This window comes from Yoonia ponticola (assembly GCF_014199395.1).
Lineage (GTDB): Bacteria > Pseudomonadota > Alphaproteobacteria > Rhodobacterales > Rhodobacteraceae > Yoonia > Yoonia ponticola.
Genome location: NZ_JACIJM010000008.1, coordinates 74,378 through 90,501, shown reverse-complemented (window position 1 = coordinate 90,501; position 16,124 = coordinate 74,378). Strand labels below are relative to the sequence as shown.

Annotated in this window: 11 protein-coding genes; 6 read left to right on the top strand and 5 right to left on the bottom strand. The window is 56.4% G+C overall.

Features of this window, described 5'->3' with window-relative positions; translation table 11 throughout:
• Window positions 1–45 precede the first annotated feature (45 nt).
• The 3 genes from FHS72_RS13725 to truA all read right to left on the bottom strand — a co-directional run bounded on the left by FHS72_RS13725 (window position 46) and on the right by truA (window position 7,512).
• Window positions 46–4,812, bottom strand: a complete 4,767-nt coding sequence (locus tag FHS72_RS13725) for a translocation/assembly module TamB domain-containing protein (RefSeq protein WP_183530101.1) — start codon at window positions 4,810–4,812, stop codon at window positions 46–48.
• Window positions 4,809–6,605, bottom strand: a complete 1,797-nt coding sequence (locus FHS72_RS13720; protein ID WP_183530099.1) for an autotransporter assembly complex protein TamA — start codon at window positions 6,603–6,605, stop codon at window positions 4,809–4,811. Before FHS72_RS13720 ends, FHS72_RS13725 begins: the two co-directional genes overlap by 4 nt.
• A gap of 136 nt (window positions 6,606–6,741) precedes the next feature.
• Entirely contained in the window at window positions 6,742–7,512 is a 771-nt protein-coding gene (gene truA / locus FHS72_RS13715) for a tRNA pseudouridine(38-40) synthase TruA (RefSeq protein WP_183530097.1), read from the bottom strand.
• Between the two features lie 98 nt (window positions 7,513–7,610).
• Between truA and FHS72_RS13710 the strand changes: the two genes are divergently transcribed.
• Genes FHS72_RS13710 through FHS72_RS13700 form a run of 3 tightly spaced genes read left to right on the top strand, consistent with a single transcriptional unit; the run spans window position 7,611 to window position 10,452 of the window.
• Complete coding sequence (locus FHS72_RS13710; protein ID WP_183530095.1) at window positions 7,611–9,023, top strand: YcjX family GTP-binding protein; 1,413 nt, start codon at window positions 7,611–7,613, stop codon at window positions 9,021–9,023.
• Window positions 9,020–9,451 carry a GNAT family N-acetyltransferase gene (locus tag FHS72_RS13705; RefSeq protein WP_183530093.1) on the top strand — a complete coding sequence of 144 codons (432 nt, stop codon included), beginning with the start codon at window positions 9,020–9,022 and terminating at the stop codon, window positions 9,449–9,451. The genes FHS72_RS13710 and FHS72_RS13705 overlap by 4 nt, the downstream gene beginning before the upstream one ends.
• Window positions 9,451–10,452 (top strand): YcjF family protein, encoded by a 1,002-nt coding sequence (locus FHS72_RS13700; RefSeq protein WP_183530091.1) that lies wholly within the window; start codon window positions 9,451–9,453, stop codon window positions 10,450–10,452. Before FHS72_RS13705 ends, FHS72_RS13700 begins: the two co-directional genes overlap by 1 nt.
• Here FHS72_RS13700 and FHS72_RS13695 read toward each other — a convergent pair.
• Window positions 10,449–11,441: a DUF2125 domain-containing protein gene (locus tag FHS72_RS13695; protein ID WP_183530089.1), complete on the bottom strand. Its 993-nt coding sequence runs from the start codon at window positions 11,439–11,441 to the stop codon at window positions 10,449–10,451. The genes FHS72_RS13700 and FHS72_RS13695 overlap by 4 nt on opposite strands.
• Before the next feature lie 64 nt (window positions 11,442–11,505).
• On the opposite strand from FHS72_RS13695, the gene FHS72_RS13690 reads away from it, so the two are divergent.
• From FHS72_RS13690 to FHS72_RS13680, 3 genes are all read left to right on the top strand, one after another.
• Window positions 11,506–12,036, top strand: coding sequence for a gamma-glutamylcyclotransferase (locus FHS72_RS13690; RefSeq protein ID WP_183530087.1), 531 nt, complete (start codon window positions 11,506–11,508; stop codon window positions 12,034–12,036).
• 80 nt (window positions 12,037–12,116) lie between these two features.
• Window positions 12,117–13,280 (top strand): biopolymer transporter ExbB, encoded by a 1,164-nt coding sequence (locus FHS72_RS13685; protein WP_183530229.1) that lies wholly within the window; start codon window positions 12,117–12,119, stop codon window positions 13,278–13,280.
• Window position 13,281: 1 nt separating this feature from the next.
• Window positions 13,282–15,165: a peptidoglycan -binding protein gene (locus tag FHS72_RS13680; RefSeq protein ID WP_183530085.1), complete on the top strand. Its 1,884-nt coding sequence runs from the start codon at window positions 13,282–13,284 to the stop codon at window positions 15,163–15,165.
• On the opposite strand, the gene FHS72_RS13675 is transcribed toward FHS72_RS13680, so the two are convergent.
• The gene (locus FHS72_RS13675) at window positions 15,162–16,112 is read right to left on the bottom strand and encodes a M23 family metallopeptidase (RefSeq protein WP_246414694.1); all 951 of its coding nucleotides are present in this window, start codon (window positions 16,110–16,112) and stop codon (window positions 15,162–15,164) included. The genes FHS72_RS13680 and FHS72_RS13675 overlap by 4 nt on opposite strands.
• Between the last annotated feature and the right edge of the window lie 12 nt (window positions 16,113–16,124).

The window sequence follows — 16,124 nt, the reverse complement described above, 5'->3', positions numbered from 1 at the left end:
CCCGCCGGAGGCTTCAGCAGCTTCCGGCAGGTGGATCAGATGCGTTTAATAGTCCCGCTCAAAGAAGATACCGATGCTGGTTTCACCGTCCGCATCGACCGTTCCTTTGGCGGTGATTTCTGATGTGATATCAAGGTTCAAGTTGATTTCAGTATCGCCTTCAGAGTTGATCGTGACGTCGGTATAGACGTTCTCTGACAGATACGCGCCAGCGCGCACGGCGGCGTTGCCTTCGTCGTCTGTTGTGACGTCAAAGTCATCCAACCCTAGGTCTTGGCGGAAGCCGTCGATGATACCACCGCCACCGCTGCCGGCCAATGTGCCTACGGCTGCTGCCAGTTGCACGGCTTGTAGCGGGCTGATCTCTGAGAGGTTTCGGCCAAAGATCAACTGCGCCAGAACCTCGTCCTGCGGCAGTTGTGGCGTGGATTCGAATGTCACCTCGGGCGAGCCTGCAGGGCCTTCGACGATGATCCTGACCAGCGTTCCGGTGCGGGCTTCGGTTTCGGCGACGAGACGGATGTAGGGCGAGAAGTCGCCTTGCATGGTCGCGACACCTTCAGCCAGTTCGAACCGTTGTTGCAGGATATCCAAGCGCCCGCGCACCAGCGAAAACTGCCCGACTGGAATGATGTTATCCGTGGTGCCACCAATGCTGAGGCTACCACCAAGCTCGGCGTCTAAGCCGCGCCCGCGGATAAAGATACGCGACGGCGCGTTGACAGTAATATCGAGCGGGTAGGCCTGACTGCTGCTTGTGCTTGGCGCAGAGGTCTCAGTCTCGGCAGTGACGCCAGCCCTGTCCAGTGTTCGTTGCACAGCACCGCTTTGCCCGACGTGGATAACGTCAGGCAGATCGCCAAGCGATCCCACGCCGGACGATGGCACTTGCACATCTGTTTGGCCCAAGGTCAGGACGCCAGCGATCCGCGCACCGCCGGAAAGGGGGCCGCGTAGCGTGATTTGACCGTCGACGCTGGTCTCGTAAAGCTCTGGATCGCGCACAACCACACCGTCGGCAGTGATGGCGATATCGGCTTGCAGCGGTCCGGTCAGGGCGACGGGCCCCGCTACGGAAATGTTGCCGCCAGCGGGAATACTGCCGCGCAAAGATATCTGGGCGTTGCCATTCGACAGCCCGACTTGGCCAGTGATATTTTCAAGCGCTTGGGACAACGTCGGCGCTGAAAGCCGCGCGTTATTTACGGACACGTTGCCGGAAATGGACTCGAGCGCTGCTGGTCCGTTGATCGACAGGTTTAACGTCGCGGTCCCGTCGATACTACGCGGGGCGATCGCTTCGTTTGCGAGTGCGAGCAGGAGCGTGCCGTCGATATCGATATCCAAGTTGCCGTTGGGCGCGATGCCGCCGTTCGCGCGGGCGGTGATGCCACCTGGACCAGTGCCGTCGATGTTCAGGTTAATCGCGCCGTCAGCGTTAATCGCGGCGGTGCCCTTTGCGGTAACAGGTCCGCTTAGCTGGTCAGTAAAGATGCCGATATCCCGCAGTTGCGCGTCGAATTGGCCGCTGTTGGTTCCGTTGTCGCCTGCGTCCAAACTGCCATTCAGCGTGACGTTATTTGTACGCGCAGCAAGGTTGCGCACGCGAATGCCGTCAGATGTCCGCTCGGCTGTGAGATCTAGCGATCCCGCGCCGCGCAGCAGCAGATCAGCCGTCGGAATGCCGACCGCGAGGTCGCGTGTCGTGACGGCGATATCCGCTGAATAGGCGCTGAGGTCGGGCATTAGCGAACCCGTAACATTTGCGTTCACGCCACCAGAGACCGGTTGTCCAATCAAGGGGCGGTAGGATGCGAGGTTGTTGACGGCGGCTTGCACGGCCCCGCTGATTTCATTGGTTGTCGCGGCGATGGTGACGTCCGCGTCCAGCGTTGCACCGGGGGCGGTCACGTCTGCGGTCACGGCCCAATCGCCCGCTGCGTTCTGATCCGCGCGGCCAATCGCGGTCGCGGGACCAGAAATGCCGTCGGCCACCAGCCCGATGTTCGGCAAGCTTAGGTCAAACGTACCTGTGCCGCTATCTGCGCCCTGCGTGAGCGTGGCTGCGAGATCAAGGTGCGGTGTCGTGGCTCGCAATGTTGGCACAACGATACCCGCGACATCGCGGCGCGCGATGGCTTGAACACTGCCCGCACCCGCGAGCAGGGGGTCAACTTGGGCAAAGCCCGTTTCAAGATCGCGTGTTGCGAGTTCAAGAACTACATCAAATTCGGACAGATCCGGCAGCAAACGACCCGACACGTCAGCAATCACGCCGCCGCTCACAGGTTGTCCGATGATCGACTGATAGTCGGATAGGTCGTTCACACGGGCATTGATTTGGCCGGATACTGCGTTGGTTTCAGGCGCCACGGCCACGTCGGCTGTGATATTCACGCCCGGTGCGGTCGCTGAGGCGTCGATCAAGGCCACACCATCATCGCCGCGTTTCGCAGTCCCTTGCGCTGTGACGGGGCCGGAAATTTCAGGCACGACCAGTCCTGCGTCTGCAATCCGAAGGTCAAAGACCGCATCCAGTGGGCCTTGTGTGTCGATTGTCGCATCTGCATCCAACGTGATTTGCGGCATGCGCAAGGTCAGGTCATTGGCGCGATATTTCGTGTCCGAGTTGCGCTGTAACGTGACCGACACCGTCCCACGGCCACCCAACAGTGGGTCCAATTGGTCAACGCCGACGACGAGGTCATCCGTGGATGCAGACAGTTCGCCGTCGAACAGCAGCCCTTCGGTTAGCAAAACGCCGGACAATTGTGCATCGATCGCGCCATCCAGCGGACGGCCAGCGATTGTAGCATAGGTATCAAGGTCGGCGACATCAGCGGCGATGTTCGCTCTGACGCTGAACCCGCTTTCAAGCGGTTCCGCGGTGCCGTCGGCCTGAATAACAGCGTCGGGCGCGGTGCCGGACACGTCAAATGTGATCAGTTTATCGACGTTTTGATTGACTGTGCCGCTGAGGTCTACAGGACCAGACAGGCTAGGTTCGATCAGGTTTACATCGGCGATCTTCGCAGTGAACACAGCGTCACTGCCTGTCGAGGTCAGGTCAGCGCTTGCTTTGATTTGTGCGGCAGCTGTCGCGATATCAAGGTTCTCAAGGCGGGTGCCGTCGGGGTCGCGGACAAACGCAATCGCAATTTCACCAGCGCCTGCCAACAGCGGATCGGCTTGCGCGATATCGACAGCAAGATCGGAGGTCGTGCCTGCAACTTTGATGTCGTAGAGATCGTTCAGCAGGTCAATATCGCCGTCGATCACAACATTCGCAGCACCTGCGAGGTCGCGACCCGCGAGGGTGGAGAACCGTTCGAGCGCAGTAACGCGCAGGGCTGTTTGCGTGATAATACGGATCGCCTTGCTCGACGTGTCGATTTCGGCGTTTGCATCGAGTTCGATACCCGGTCCGCGCAGGGTCAATTGTTCAATATTTACAGGCTGGTCTTCGATCCGGCTGGCTTGGATCACACCTGTGATCTCGTCGCCGAAGGCTTGGGCCGTGCCGGGATCGTCGAGTTCGAGCCCACGCGCGGCGTAGGTGAAATCGGCGGTAACTTCGCCAGTTTGATCCGCGCCTTCGCCAGCGCGTAAAATACCGCCGCCGGACAGGTCAATCGTGTCGATATATAGTCCCGGTCGATCATAGCCGTCGATTGTGAAGGACGCCGTCCAATCGTCTGAAACAGCTTGATTATATTGCACATCAAGCGCCACATCGTTCACGAATGTTTTCGGCCCAGACAACGGGAGTAGCACGACATTGCCCGTCGGATCGCTGATATCGCCTGTGAGGTTAATGCGTTCTGGCCAGCCTTCGGCCCCGATTAACGCGCCGCCAGTGAGACGCAATCGTTGTGCGGTCACGTCCAGATCGCTAAGGTCAAAACGACCGTCGGGCAATTGCTGGCCAGCAGCGACCACTGCCACGTCCGTACCAAAGAAGTCTTGGTAATCACCCGCCAAAAGCGGGGTAACATCACCACCGATATTCAACTGAAACCCTTGGTTTCCATCGATGTTTTCCAACGCAAGGTTTCCGGCGATCCGGTCGGTCCCGTCAGTTGCAAGCGTGATATCCGCCGCAAAAGTGTCTAACGGGCCTTCGCCTGTCACGGTTAACGCGACGGAGGGGCGGTTCGGAATACCGAGTTTTTTGGCGGCGATACCGTCGGCAGCTTCGCTGATGTCGAGGACCAGACCGAGAATTGAGGTTTCGTTACTGTAACTGCCTTCGATCACAAATTCACCGGCTGTATCATCGAGACGGACTGCGGTGACATTTGCTGCACCTTCGCCATCGGCAAGCGATGCAGCGCCCGTCAGGCTGATGTTGACGGGTTCACCAAGGAAGCTTTCGTCGAGTTCGATCCGGTCGATTTGCAATTTACCAAGTTGGATGCTGACAGGCAGCTCCGGCAAGGAAAATGGCTGCGATTCAGCGGACGGTGTTGTCGTCTCTGAAGTGGGCGCGCGGGCTACGACGACCCGTCCAGCGCTAAGTTCTTCGACCTCGATTCGACCGCGCAAAAGCGCCGTGCGCTGCCATTGTAGAACAACGTCTTCCAAGGTCAGCCAGATGCCGTCTTCGTCCGAAATCGTCAGCATATCAATCGTCGCTTCAGAGCTTAACGCGCCTTGGAACCCAGTGATATTCACGCTGCGGCTGACACCTGACAGATTATCCTCGATCAAGGTGGTCAGATAGCCTTTGTCTTCGTCCTCTTGTGCTGTGGTCTGCGCAAACAGGGGGGCAGGGGCCGCAAGCAAGGTGCATGTGATCAGGAGATATCTCAAAACGATTGTCCAATACCGATATAAACTTCGACACGTTGGCCTGCATTATCGCCCGTTGTCGGGGTCGCGACGTCAAGCCGGATCGGGCCAATGCCAGTGTTGTAGCGCAGGCCGAGGCCCGCACCTGCATGCCAGTCACCTTCGCCGAATGGATCAGAGGTTTCGCCAACAAAACCAACATCATAGAAGCCAACAACGCCGATGCTGTCGGTCACGCCATAGCGTGCTTCGAGTTGCGCACCGCTGAACGACAGGCCGCCACGACCGATGGTTTCGCCATCAATAACGGTCTCAATGCCGAGGTCGTTGTATGGTTGGCCCCGCACCGTACCGCCGCCGCCAGAGAAAAACAGGAAGTCGGCAGGGGCGTCTTCGGCGTCTGCCCCAATGACGGTGCCAATCTGACTACGTGCCGCTAATGTTAGCTGATCATCTGCCCCAAAACTGCGATAAGCACGCGCGTCACTGAACAGACGCGCACCGTTATCGGCGCCATCAATGCTGATAAAAGGGGTCGCGTCGATGTCGAGGTAATACCCATCCTTGGCATCAGTCTCATTGTCGCGGCGATCTAGCGTTGCGCTGAGCGGGGCGGTCAGCAACGTATATTCGCGCACGCCAATATCTGTTTCTTCACGCGCGGTTAACAATCCGAACCCGCCGGACACCTCTAGATCGTCGCGGATCAGACGGCTGAGCGTCGCTTCAATGGCGGCTTGGTCAAGCACGTAGTCCGGTTCATCTTCGCGGCTGATCTCTGCAGAAATCAAGAAATCCGTGTCAGGACCATAAACGGCAGGGCGTTTCAGGCTGGTGGTCAATCGATAGTCGATCCCGCCAGTTTCGCCTGAAATCCCCGAAATGTCGCCTTCGACGCGAAACTGTTCAGCCCCGCCGAAAAAGTTGCGATGCAGCCAATAGGCGGATGTGCCGAGCCCTTCGATTGTTGAATATTCCAGGCCGAAACCAAATCTGCGCGGCTTTGCTTCGGCGATTTGTGCCGTCACAGGCAATACGTCGCCCGCTGCAATATCGTCGGATTCCACCAAGGCCACGCTGTCGAAAGCGCCTGTGTCACGCAAGCGGCGCTCTGCGCGGGTCAGGTCGTCAGGCGAGTAAACCGCACCTGTTGGCAGGCCCGCAATTTCGATGATCCGTTCCGTCCGCACCGCAGAGTTTCCGGTCACGATCAAGTCGCCGAAGGTCAGGCGCGGGCCGGTTCCGATGGTCACAATTACGTCGAGCAACCGATCGTTGTGCCGTGCGGTGATCTGCTGCGCGTCAGCCGCCGCTTTGGCGTATCCTGCATCCTGCCACGCCGAGACAACCGTGCGTACAGCGTCGCGCACGACGTCGGTGCGGGCATTCTCGCCGGTGCGAAAGTCTTCTGGTAATTCAGTACCTTGCGGGGCAGGGGCCACGACAGCCTCGCCGAATTTAAACCGTGGGCCGGGGGTGACGTCGATCTCGATGGTGTTGATCACGCTGGGTGCGTCCAATGTCGGGATATTCGCCGCCTCACGTCCATTGACGCGGATCGCGATTTCGCCGCCGTAGTAACCACTTTCATAAAGCGCAGTCAGCAGACGTCGATAATCGGCACGGGCGGCCGCAACCAAATCTTGGGCCTCTGTGCTGTCTTCGTCGTCAAGCGAGAGGACCAGCGATGCCGACCGCAATTGGCCACGTAAGCTATCGCTTGCCTCGTCAGTCAAAAGTGTGACTTCGAGAGCGGATGCGGGCAAAGCCAGCAAGCCAATAACACTAGTCGTTGTTGCAAAAGTTAATTTCATAGACGCCTCTTATACCGACGATAACATGTAACGACGCCGACTGTTTTCAAGGACTCTAGACTGTCTCGCGGTGCGGTAAATGTATCTTTTGCTATTCTGGCGATAAGTTGCGCGACTTTTAATCACTTTTTAAGGGTTAAATTGCAAAAGGATCGTCAGAATAGACAACATTCGCCAGATATAACCCGTCTGGCGGGCAAACCGGACCGCAAGCGGCGCGATCTTTCGCGGCTAATGCGGTTGCGACCCGTTCCGGGGCCCATTTTCCTGCGCCAACCCGTTCCAACGTGCCAACAAAACTGCGCACTTGGTTATGCAGAAATGAACGGGCACGCACGTCAAAGCGGTATTCGATGCCTTCGGGGTGGATAATTGGGGTTACGTCCAACCGATCAAGCGTTTTGACGGGGCTTTTGGCCTGACACATGGTGGATCGGAACGTGGTAAAATCATGGGTGCCTAACAGCAGCGCGGCAGCCGCGTGCATCGCCTCAAGATCGAGTTCTTGGTTAACGCGCCAAAACTGCCCTTGCCCAAAGGTTAGTGGCGCACGGCGGGCCATCACACGGAAAATATAGTGACGCGCGGTGGCCGAAAAGCGAGCATGAAAGTCATCATCCACGGCAGCGCAATCAACAATCGCAACTGGCTCGGGTTTGAGGTGAAAATTAATTGCTTCGGACAGCCGAAACGGGTCCCAGTCTTTTTGCAGATCGCAATGGGCCACCTGCCCCCAGCCATGCACGCCTGCATCGGTCCGGCCAGCAGCAGCAATTGAATGCACGCCGGGCTCGATCTTGGCCAAAGCTGCTTCAATTGCGCCTTGCACCGACGGCCGATCCGGTTGCCGTTGCCAGCCCGCAAACGGGGCACCATCATATTCAATTTTCAAAGCAAAACGGGGCATGTCGTCCGATTAGGGGGAACATCACCTGAAATCAATCCCTACCCAAGAGGCGATATGGACCTTATCTATGCATCTAGACTGTTAAAAAGGGGACGACATTGGGACTTGCCGCGATTGCAGATCAGATCACGCGCCGCGTTGATAGGGTGACAGAAACGTTAACCTCGCCGTTTTCTGATCCGGTGATCCGGCTTGGTGTCACTGGACTAAGTCGTGCTGGTAAAACGGTTTTTATCACATCCTTGGTCGCCAATTTAATGGACCGCGGTCGCATGTCGCAAATGCGTGCAGCGGCTGATGGCGCGATCCAGACGGCATATTTGCAACCGCAGCCCGACGACACATTACCCCGTTTCGAATTTGAAGATCACCTGCGTCGCCTGACGTCACCAACACCAAGTTGGCCGGAAGGTACGCGGCATATCTCTGAGTTGCGGTTGTCGTTGCGGATGCAGCCCACCGGATTGTTGTCCGGCCTATCAGGGCCGCGCACCGTGCATCTGGATATCATCGATTATCCGGGCGAATGGTTGCTTGATCTGGGTTTACTGGATGTCAATTTCGCAGAATGGTCGAAACAAGCGATTGCCCGTGCTGCTGGTCGTCCGGGTGGGGATGCGTTCCTCGCCACGCTAGGTTCGATTAGTGCAACTGAAAAGCTGGACGAGACCGATGCGCAAAGGCTTGCCAAATCGTTCACGGCCTACCTGAATGCATCGCGCGAGGCAGGGTTTTCAGACTGCACACCCGGGCGATTTTTGTTGCCGGGTGATTTGGCTGGGTCGCCAGTTTTGACGTTTGCGCCATTGGGCGACGATAAATTCCCACGTGGATCGCTGGGCCGCGAGCTGGAGCGTAGGTTCGAAAGTTACAAGCGGAACATCGTCAAACCGTTCTTTCGTGATCACTTTGCCAAAATTGATCGGCAGATCGTTTTACTTGATGTTTTGGGCGCAATTCACGCGGGTCCGCCTGCTGTTGCTGATTTGCGTCAAGCGATGGCGGATATTCTGGGCGCGTTCAAACCCGGCCGGAATGCGTTTCTGACGCGCATATTTCAAGGGCGTCGGGTTGAAAAAATACTATTTGCGGCAACAAAAGCGGATCACTTGCATCACACCCAACATCCGCAGCTAACATCGATCACCGAGGCGTTGTTGCGCGAGGCGCGCGATAAGGCGCGTTTTGCGGGGGCGAAGACCAGCGCGATGTCGATTGCATCTTTACGCACCACAGTCGAGGAAACTGTTGATCAGGGTGATGGCCCGTTGAATGTTGTAAAAGGTCAATTGTTAGGGACTGGCAAGCAGGCTGCGTTTTATCCGGGCGCCTTGCCAACCGACCCGTCGCATTTGCTGGCACCTGCCGCAGATGGCGCAAAAGAATGGCTTGATGTGGATTATCAGGTGATGAACTTCGCGCCCGCGCCTCTGACTTTGCGGCCCGGTGATGGTCCACCGCATATCCGTCTTGACCGTGCTGCCGAATTTTTACTGGGGGATCGGTTGTGATCCGACCCGCTGAAATTGCTGATGCGCCAGCTATGGCCGAAGTTCTGAGCGGGTGGATCGATGGCACGCCGTGGATGCCGCGCATTCACACCTACGACGAAGATTTCGCGTTTTGCCAGAAATTGATCGGCACGCGGGACGTTTGGGTGGTCGACGTCGCTGGCGGATTTGGATTTCTCGCGCGACATGGGAATAGCATTGACGCGCTGTATCTTAGCCCAGATTTAAGCCGCAAAGGGTGGGGGACAGCGCTGCTGGACACCGCCAAACTGGACCGAGATCACCTGACGCTTTGGACTTTTCAGGCCAACATCGACGCTGCGAGCTTTTATATAGCCAATGATTTTCATATTTCCGATGTGACCAACGGAATGGGCAATGCAGAAAAGCTTCCCGATTTTCACATGAATTGGTCGAGAGAGAACTGATGACACAGAAAACAAATCGCGGCCCTGTTTTGATTGATTTAGATGAAACGGGCACGTCAAATCCAGCGGACGCCGCGCCGGTGATCGATGTGCCGATGGGCGCGGAAGGGGCTGCGATGCAGCAGGTCGCGGCATTAGCTGCGCGACGTCCATCGCCGATTGCAAAGTGGTTTTGGTCGTTTTTGCTGGGTTTAATCGGGTTCATAGTATCGCTGGCGGCGTGGGATTACGTGAACACGCTCATCGCGCGCTCTCCGATTTTGGGCGGAATTGCTACGACTTTGATCGTTGGGTTTTTGCTGGTTTTGCTCGGCCTCGCGCTGCGGGAAATGGCGGCGTTCAGTCGGCTTCAACGGCTTGATGGCATCCACAAAACCGCATTTCGTGCTTTGGCGGACGGTGATTTGGCTTTGGCGCGATCCGCCATTGCGAAACTGACGCGGCTGTATGCTGGGCGCGAAGATACGGCGTGGGGACGCGAGCAGTTGGCGGAACAGCAGGGCGGTATGCTAGATGCAGACGGCCTGCTTGGCTTGGCCGAACAGACGGTTCTTGCCCCTCTTGACGCACGCGCTGCCCGCGAAATTGAAGCTGCCGCGCGTCAGGTCGCCACTGTGACAGCGCTTGTTCCATTAGCTCTGGCGGATGTTTTTACTGCTTTAACCGCAAATCTGCGCATGATCCGGCGCATTGCCGAAGTGTACGGTGGTCGGTCTGGCACGATAGGCAGTTGGCGGTTAACGAAAAGTGTTTTTGTGCATCTCGTTGCGACGGGAGCTGTGGCAATTGGCGACGACATGATCGGATCTATTGCCGGCGGTGGGGTGCTATCCAAGGTGTCCCGTCGGTTTGGCGAGGGTGTAATTAACGGCGCGTTAACTGCGCGGGTCGGCATCGCGGCGATGGAAGTCTGCCGCCCGCTGCCATTTCACGCCATATCAAAACCGTCGGTGACGACGCTTGGGCGACGCGCACTGACGGGATTGTTTGGCAACAGTTAAAATTTCGGTGCAGGACCAAGGGGTAACGGGCCGATGCTCAGGTTGCCGTTTGCGACTGTGATCGGCAAAACCAGCGTGTCATCGCCTTGCGAAAGCGTTTCACCGATGCTTTGAGCCATAAATTGATATTGCTCGGATATCACGCCGAGCGATTGCGCCGCGGCCAATATTCCCTTCCAATCGTTGGCCGTGAGCGTGATGGTGCCGTCCGGAGTGCCTGCCTCATTGATCGTGAAACTGCCATTTCCGGTGATGACAAACGGGCCCCATGTGATGCTAAGGGATCGTAAATCGACGCCACGCAAGTTGGCAGGGTCGGTTTGCCATGCGGATAACGTCAGGCGATCAATCGGTCGATCCAAAGTGATAGCGGCATCAATCGTCGCGGCATCAACCGTCTCTGGAAGGCGATTGTCAGCTGGCAATTGCCCCAATATCAACGCGGGCCATGCGATATCCGATGACGTGAAGTACGTGTCGTAAGTGTTTGGCGCAGCACTACTTTCACGCATGGCGAACAATGCGTCGTTAAGCGAACTAATGGTGCCTTGCTCTAAATTGAACTGCAGGCTTTTTGCCTCGGCGGTGACCGCATCGAGCGACAGGCTCGTGTTTGCATTCACGCCAACACTGGCGCGCAATCCGTCGCTAGCGATCTCAATTGGAAGACCATCTAAAATCAAAGACTGCTCGGGCGCGAACGCGATAATCGCATGATTAGGACGGTAAGATAAGGCGAGAACTTGAACAATGTCAGTCATATAGCTGATGGACTGATCAGGGGCGGTGATGTTGAGATCAGTTGCCGTTGTGTCAAAACGTGATGGAAAACCACGTGTGTTCAATGCGGAATAGTCGACCAACCAGCCGTTATTTTCCAACGTGGTCAATTGGTTTTGCACCGTATTTTTCAGCGCATATGACCCAACGGCCCAGTATCCACTGTAAATCAGCGCAAGGATCGCCACAAAGTATGTCAAACGCTTCATCACAGACCCTTTCAATGCCAGTCTAATCGGTGTTTACAGGCGCCGATTGAGAAGGACCAGCGGCATGGCATTTTGGGTATTTGGATACGGATCATTGTTGTGGAATCCAGGATTTGAACCGGTGGAAAAGGTCCGCGCGACCTTGCCCGGTTATCATCGGTCATTCTGCATGTTGTCGATCCATCATCGGGGCACGGACGAAGACCCGGGGTTGGTTCTGGCGTTGGACGAGGCGAATGCGACGTGTACCGGACTGGCGTTAAAGGTTCATGAAGATCAGGCTGAAACGGTGCTCGCATATTTGCGCGAACGCGAGTTGGTGTCGTCGGCGTACCTCGAAAAACATGTGACTTTACAAGCGGATGACGGGCGCGAGATCACAGCGCTCGCCTATGTTATCAATCCAGGGCATGTTCAGTATTGTCAGTTCGATCTCGAAAAACAGGCGCAGATGATCGCGGCGGCTGTTGGTGGGCGCGGTCCGAACACGGAATATCTGTTTAATACGGCCCAGTTGTTGGCCGAATTGCATATTCCTGACCCTGATATGGATTGGCTTGTCGCACGGGTGCAGCAAATCAAAGCGGCTGCATAAAATCGGTTGGTTTCCGTATGGTTCTGACTATGCTTTGCTACAAGATATAGAGCAGCAGAGGCCAAATGCCCGTGTCAGATATGACGGAACGCAAACCCACACCGCAATTTTCGCAACCAGTGGGCCAAATCACCACCATGCTCATTGTGCTTGGCCTCGTTGGGGCCGGGTTTTACGTGGGCCGTGCGCCATTGTTAGCGATCTATTGGTCGAACCCTGTTCTGAACGGAGCGATTTTCGCGGTCTTTGTGATCGGCGTCGTGCTGTGTTTTCGGCAGGTTGTTCAGTTGATGTATTCTGTGCAATGGATTGAAGGTTTTGCAGCCGAGCGGGCAGGGCACCATCTGACCACCGCCCCGTCGTTATTGGCACCCCTCGCGACATTGTTGCGGTCGCGTGGTGCGCGGTCACAATTGTCGTCATCGTCTGGTCGCTCGATCTTGGAATCCGTCGGGCAGCGCATCGACGAAGTCCGCGAGATCACGCGATACATCGGTAATACACTGATTTTCCTTGGGCTTTTGGGCACGTTTTACGGACTTGCGACGACAGTGCCCGCGCTGGTTGAAACCATCAGGTCGCTCTCGCCAGAAGAAGGTCAAAGCGGCGCAGACATTTTCAGCCGCTTGCAAGCAGGGCTGGAAAGCCAACTAGGCGGCATGGGCACGGCGTTTTCGTCTTCGCTTTTGGGTCTTGCTGGGTCGTTGATCGTCGGCTTGTTAGAGCTGTTCGCGACGCAAGGGCAGAACCGTTTTTACCAAGAACTTGAAGAGTGGTTGTCAACGATTACGCGCCTTAGTGTTTCCGCGAACGACGACGGGGACACGACGGGTAGTGGTGCGTTAGCCGGATTTATAGACAACCTCGCGGAGCAGATGGAAACGATGTCCGTCATGTTTGCGCAGTCCGATACTAATCGCACGAAGGTTGATGAACGGCTCGAAAAGCTGACCATCGCCGTTGAAACGTTGGCGTTTGGGCGCGAGGCTGAAAATGACCAATCGGCTTTGTTGCTGCGGATCGCAGAGGGTCAGGAACGTTTGATTGGAAGCCTAGAAGCAGGCGGTGTAGATGGGCTTGATGCCGAAAGTCGTATGCGGTTGCGGTCGATTGATGTGCAATTGCTGCGAATTCTCGAAGAAATGTCCGCAGGTCGACAAGAAACGATGGCAGATATCAGGTCTGACATTGCGGGCCTTTCACGGACAATAAAAGGGACGCGCGGACGTCCTGCGGCGGAATAACATGGCGTTGTCGCGACGATCTTCTGGACGGTTTCAAAACGCCATTTGGCCAGGCTTTGTCGATGCGATGACGGGTTTGTTGTTGGTTTTGATGTTCGTGTTAACCATTTTTATGGTGATCCAGTTTGTCTTACGGGAAACGATTACGGGCCAAGAAAACCAGTTGAATGACCTGTCGACTGAGGTTGCCGCACTTTCGTCTGCGCTGGGTCTCGAGGAATCCAGAAGCGCTGATTTGTCGCGGAATTTGAATGACGCGAACGCGGAGATTTCGAATCAAGCGAACCGAATTGTAACGCTTTTGACTGAGCGCGAGGCGCAGATTGCTGCGTTGGACGAGGCGCAAAACGAAATTACGTCATTCGAGGCGCAGGTCGCGGGATTACTGGCGGATCGCAGTGCCGCAAATCAGCAAATTGCGGGTCTCGAAGCTGAACAATCGCGGTTAACGACGCAGGCAGAAACGTTAAATCTTGCCTTGGCCCAAGCCCGTACAGAGGTTGATGCGCAGGCCGAAACAGCACGTTTAGCCGCCGCGCAGGCCGATGCGTTGCAGGCGTTGGTTGATGATCTTGAGACAACAGCACAGGCGGATGCGGGTCGGATTGCGGCGCTTCAGAGCGAAAATAACACGCAAACTGAACAGCTTAGCGCGTTGGAAGCCCAACAATTGTCTGAGGCTGCAGCGGCCGAAGCGTTACGCGCTAGACTTGCGAATGCAGATACTGAGTTGACGGCGATGACACTGGCGCTCGAAGAAAAGCGGCAAGAGGCGGAAGAAACGTTAACCTTGCTCGCTGCGGCAGATGCCGCCCGCGATGATCTGGATGCGGAATTGGCGGCGCTATTGCTGGCGAAACAATCTGTTGAGGCGGAACTCGCGACTATCGAAGAAACGCAGGTTTCCGGTGCGATTGCGCGTGAAACGTTACAGGATCAATTGGCAAATGCGGTTGTCGAGAACGAACGATTGGCGGCAGAGTTGGCTGCATTGAGGCAGTCAGAAGGCGCCACTGCAACGGAAAATGCGGACCTCGGGGCGCAGTTAGCGAAGGCCCTAGCTGCAGCCAGTGCCGCGGAAGTTCAGTCGGACGAGGCTGAAAAAAATGCCGCGCTGCTTGCCGTCGCAAACGACGCGTTGTCGCAAGAACAAGCGCTTTCAGCCGAAAGTCAGAGGCAGGTCGCATTGTTGAACGCGCAGATTACGCAGCTGCGTCAACAGGTTGGGACATTGCAAAGTCTATTGAACCTCGCCGAAGATCAAGACACCGAAGCGAATATCCAAATCGAGGCGCTTGGTGCGCAGCTCAATACCGCGCTTGCACGGGTTGCCGCCGAAGAGCGCCGTGCGCGTGCGTTAGAAGAAGCAGAAGCGGATCGGCTTGCGTTGGAAGCGGCGCGATTAACTGAGGAGGCTCAGAATTTGGAACGGTTCCGGTCAGATTTCTTTGGTCAACTGCGTGAAGTTTTGGAAGGCCAAGACCGCGTGCGTATCGAAGGTGATCGGTTTGTGTTCTCCTCAGAGGTTTTATTTCAGCCGGGGCAGGCGGAATTGTCAGAGTTGGGACGTGCTGAAATTGCCAATATTGCCAGTATCTTGCGCGATATTGCGGATGACATTCCTGACGGGATCGATTGGGTTATTCGCGTTGATGGTCACACGGACGACATCCCGCTTGGCGGTAGCGGGCGCTACCGCGACAATTGGGAGTTGAGCCAAGCACGTGCGCTGTCGGTTGTGCGCTATATGACCGACTTCCTTGGCATTGCGCCGGAAAGACTGGCCGCGAATGGTTTTGGACAATTTCAGCCGATCAATACAGCCAACACTGCCGAAGCACGGGCGCAAAACCGTCGGATCGAGCTCAAGCTGACAGAGCGTTAATGTAGTGAGACCGCCGCAGTCGCAGTGTCGAGGATGTCATCGCCTCGAATGAACGCGATTGATCCGGTGTAAGCACCGGAAGGCCAGCCAGTTCGCGGCGCCTTGCGTCCTGTTGCGCGGAAAAGTTGTGACTGGTTGCGGTCTAAAAGGACGGTTTGATCAATGACTTCGCCATCTGGACCGTTGATCGTCAACGTGATTTCGTCGCCGATTTGGCCGCCAAAGATGTAGCCCCAGACGACTAGATTGTCTGATCGTCTAAGGGTTCCAGCGTTGGCAGTGCCTGCTTTCACGTCCGCATATTCAGGGATTGCGGGCGCGAAACCTGCAGTGATTATGCCGCCGGCGGGCACGTCGATTGCGTCGCTCCAGAGGGTATTATCAGAGGGTGCGTCACATGTGATCGCGCCATCTGGGTCAAATGGGTCGACGACGTTTCCATTGTGTCGGACGGACAGGTGCAGGTGCGGGAATTGGGTTTGTCCGGACAGCCCAACTTGCCCCAAAACTGTGCCGATTGCTACGGTGTCGCCCGTTTCCACTGCGACAGATCCGTTTGCGAGGTGGCAATATTGCGTTTCCCAGCCGTTGCCGTGGCTGACAACAACGCCGTTTCCGCATTCTTTTTCGGTGACATCCGGCGCGTTGGGGCTGATCTGCAAGATGTCGGCCATACCATCCCGTACACCGTGTACTGTTCCGGGGGCAGCTGCGACGACATTCACGCCCGCGGCTTGTGCAGCGAGCGACGGTAGCGCGAAGTCGGTTCCTTTGTGCCCATCATAAGTTAACAAACCGCAAGAAAAGTCCGACGCGCCGGACGTCGGATCATGATCAACAGTTTGTTGGATATGGCAGGTGTCGCCAAGCGTGCAGTCAATCGGTAACGCCAAAGGAATATCCCCCGCCGCAGAAGTTGCAGCGAGGGATGTTAGTAGTGTCGCCAAATGGCCCCGCAT

Bases quoted from the DNA above. Each gene is read 5' to 3' on its own strand.
- FHS72_RS13700 (WP_183530091.1), top strand. From the start codon at position 9,451: ATGACACAGAAAACAAATCGCGGCCCTGTTTTGATTGATTTAGATGAA.
- FHS72_RS13695 (WP_183530089.1), bottom strand. From the start codon at position 11,441: ATGAAGCGTTTGACATACTTTGTGGCGATCCTTGCGCTGATTTACAGT.
- truA (WP_183530097.1), bottom strand. From the start codon at position 7,512: ATGCCCCGTTTTGCTTTGAAAATTGAATATGATGGTGCCCCGTTTGCG.
- FHS72_RS13685 (WP_183530229.1), top strand. From the start codon at position 12,117: ATGACGGAACGCAAACCCACACCGCAATTTTCGCAACCAGTGGGCCAA.
- FHS72_RS13690 (WP_183530087.1), top strand. From the start codon at position 11,506: ATGGCATTTTGGGTATTTGGATACGGATCATTGTTGTGGAATCCAGGA.
- FHS72_RS13720 (WP_183530099.1), bottom strand. From the start codon at position 6,605: ATGAAATTAACTTTTGCAACAACGACTAGTGTTATTGGCTTGCTGGCT.
- FHS72_RS13680 (WP_183530085.1), top strand. From the start codon at position 13,282: ATGGCGTTGTCGCGACGATCTTCTGGACGGTTTCAAAACGCCATTTGG.